This window comes from Limosilactobacillus galli, assembly GCF_947381495.1.
In the GTDB taxonomy this organism is placed as follows: Bacteria; Bacillota; Bacilli; order Lactobacillales; family Lactobacillaceae; genus Limosilactobacillus; species Limosilactobacillus galli.
In genome coordinates, this window is record NZ_CANCWK010000075.1 from 1 (window position 1) to 3,231 (window position 3,231).

3 protein-coding genes are annotated in these 3,231 nt (G+C 36.6%); 1 reads left to right on the forward strand and 2 read right to left on the reverse strand.

Annotated features, from left to right (window positions below; all coding sequences use genetic code 11):
* On the reverse strand, positions 1-2,273 hold a 2,273-nt coding region (locus QOS10_RS09120), incomplete at its 3' end, for an LEA family epithelial adhesin (RefSeq protein ID WP_283595165.1).
* A gap of 80 nt (positions 2,274-2,353) precedes the next feature.
* On the opposite strand from QOS10_RS09120, the gene QOS10_RS09125 reads away from it, so the two are divergent.
* Positions 2,354-2,740: a hypothetical protein gene (locus QOS10_RS09125; RefSeq protein ID WP_283595166.1), complete on the forward strand. Its 387-nt coding sequence runs from the start codon at positions 2,354-2,356 to the stop codon at positions 2,738-2,740.
* A 320-nt stretch (positions 2,741-3,060) separates the two neighbouring features.
* Here QOS10_RS09125 and QOS10_RS10350 read toward each other — a convergent pair whose 3' ends face one another.
* The gene (locus QOS10_RS10350) at positions 3,061-3,156 is read right to left on the reverse strand and encodes an IS3 family transposase (RefSeq protein WP_408621590.1); all 96 of its coding nucleotides are present in this window, start codon (positions 3,154-3,156) and stop codon (positions 3,061-3,063) included.
* Positions 3,157-3,231: the final 75 nt, after the last annotated feature.

Consider the following 3,231-nt stretch of genomic DNA (forward strand, 5'->3'; position numbering starts at 1 on the left):
GCATTAGTCTGAGTAGTTAATGCAGTATCGATAGCGTTATTTGCTGCTGTCTTGGCGGCTTCAAGACTGGTTGGAACAGCCTTTTCAATCTCTGCGACACCAGCTTTACCAGCTTGGCTTGCACCATCGTTAGTAGTTGCCTTAGCGATGGTGGCCTTGGCGGTGTTGGCTGCCTCGGTTGCCTGCTTAACCAAATCTTGCTTTTCTTGATCACTCAAGTTAGAAGCATGGTTAATTGCATTAGTCTGAGTAGTTAATGCAGTATCGATAGCGTTATTTGCTGCTGTCTTGGCGGCTTCAAGACTGGTTGGAACCTTAACATTATTGATATTAGAAACGCCATCGTCTTGAGCTTTCTTAATTGCGTCAGCTGTAGTTGCTTGAACAATAGCATTCTTTGCAGCGTCCGCAGCAGCAGTAGCATCTTTGATTAAGTTGTCTTTAGTTGCTTGGTCAATGTTTGTAGCACTGTTGATTTCACCCTTCTTGTTGACAAGAGCATCATCGATGGCCTTATTGGCAGCTTTGGCATCATCCCAATTAGGAATAATATCTTTAGCTTCTACTGGATCACCTTTTGCATTCAGTGCTCTCTGCTCACCATATAAGCTAGAATACATCTTATAGTGGGCTTTGAATAAACTCATATTCTGAAAAGAATAAATATTAGCTGCGATTCCTGAGAATTGTTGTTTTTTCGAATCTGTAGGTGTAGCTAAACGTACTTCATGAGAGTCTGTGTGTTGCGTAGTAAAGGAAATAACATAAGAAGAAAATTGTTCATTATTATATGTACCTTGTGACTTAAATTCCATTGCTTGGTTAAAGTCATTACTGCTAAATACACCATTAGGATTAGTGTTTTTAGAATTTAACCTATACCCCAGTGTGTCATAAATGATTTTGTCCCCCTGTTTTGCACCGTCAACTCCAGTTTTATTTTTAATTTCAAAATTATTAAGATGAAAGTCATGATCGCCACCTAGATAAGGGGTCTTCCCATCATATGCATTATTATAATAAACCTCATTACGATGATTGAAAAAGTAAGTCTGCCATAGGTTCTCAGCACCAACATCAGTAGCAGTAGTGAAATAGTATGGGCCTTGCAAATATTTATTGTTATAAGCTGGCATAGTTTCACTATTAATTAAACCAGTATTTTTATCGACATTTGTCTTAGGATTAAATGAAAAGTCTACTTCGGCTAATGGATTTTGTAATGTATCTTCAGTAGCGCTAGTGCTATCCTTCTCAAATGTATAATATCCAAATGATTTCTTAGGATCAGTAATTACTTCCATGTCAACATTACCAACGATTTGGTAGTCAGAAGTGAGAGCAATACCAAATTTTGCAGAAATTAACCCACTTATGTCACTGCCAACATTTTGTAATCCCTTATGAGGGAAGAAAACAACAGTCCAACGGGTCTTACCATTTCCTAAATCTTTTTTAGAAATATTGATATTATTTTTAGTATCGTCAGCTGTCGTTGCCGATTGCCCAAAAGCAGTACCATTAGCTTGAATGTCAGCAGCACGGTAAACGTAGTCCTGACCATTAATAGTTACAATCTTGTAATACTTTCCATCTGTACCTTTATAAATATTAGAACTGTAGTTATCTGAAGAAGTCAGATTAGTCTTATTGGCCAATCCTTGATTTTCTTTAGCTGGCTGAGTATTATTGCCATTTTGACCTGCTGTACTTGCTGTATTTCTGCCATTACCAGTATTAGTACCAGTACCAGGAACTGCCATTAAATTCATAAATGCTAATTTTGCTGCTGATTTAGCTGTTGATGATTTAATATCAGTGTCAGCGCTACCTTGCGTCTTTGGTGCAGATTGTGAGGTTGTCGCAGCTTCTGTAGAATTATTAGCTGTTGCATCGTTACTTGCACTACTTTGTTTAACTTTTTCTGTTACATCGTTACCTGCACCATTTTTTGCACTACTTTGTTTAACTTTTTCTGTTGCATCGTTACTTGTACTATTTTGTTGAACTTTTTCTGTTGTACTAGTTGCTTCCTGAGTATTAGTTTGTCCAGTAGTTCTCAATACAACTGCTGAAGTTTGTTGCGAATTACTGTTTACTGAACTATTGGAATATTCAACGTTTTCTATGGTTGCTGCCTTTACAGAATGATCTGTAAAGTTAATTCCAAAAATGGTTACTCCTAATAATACCGAAGCCACACCAACGTTAAGCTTACGTAAACTATAACGCGGTGTCCGCTTAGTTTCTAAAAATTCAGGTCGCTTCATCATTATTTTCACCTCCCAAATTTAATAGCTAATTGAATATCGATAACTTTACTTCGGTTTTGATAAATAATTAAATGTTCATAATGATAAAAGCATATTTCCATAATACATCCCGATTACACCGCTATCTTAACATAAACTTTATAATATGTAAAAATTCAGATCAAGGCGATTGGTATGGTAAAGGTGATATTATCCTTGTAAATAATTATAATCTTTGGAATCATGATAAACTTGTCGATACTATTTCACCAATGCAAGATGGCAAACACAATGCTGATGGTGCATTTATGTACTCAGGTATGAATATCGGTGGCGAATTAAAGCCAGAAGAATTTAAAAAGTATTGTTCAAAAGCAAGTGCTAATACTAAATTCTATATGGGTGAAGATCTTTACTACACTAATGCAAGTTTAGCTCGTGGCGATATTTACATGAACAACAAGTTCTACAAGATTTACAACAGATAATTTGTTTCATTCGTCCCCTACAAATAGGGGAGTTACTCTTGGTTAGCCATTGGCAATAATATTAACTTTGTTGCATTTTGTCCCGCTCGAGGCACTCGAGGGCCTCATTAAACTCGAAGTTAAACTTCAAAGCAGAAGTTATTTCTTCAAGGCGGGAGCTATTCGATGGGTGGTAAGAACCATTCTTCCAATATTGCAATTTGTCCCCATTTCAGGGGAGTTATTTGTCCCACGATTTTTCTCGTTGGGAATTCAAAGAAAAACGCGTCAATCCTTTAAAAGCGCAACTGAAGTGAACCCTATAAGTTGGACACTTTAATTTAGGATATTTTTTCTAAGGCAAGATCTCGATACTCAATCGGAGTCTTGCCTTTTAGTTTGTGCCTGATTCGTTTTTGGTTGTAATATTCGTCCAAATTTCAAGAATAAGTTAGCCACTAAGCTGAAATAAATAGCACTGACCAATTAATTATTGGTTGATGAGAACGTGA

Excerpts from the sequence above, each read along its gene's own strand:
- QOS10_RS09125 (WP_283595166.1), top strand. The coding sequence starts at position 2,354 with ATGATAAAAGCATATTTCCATAATACATCCCGATTACACCGCTATCTT.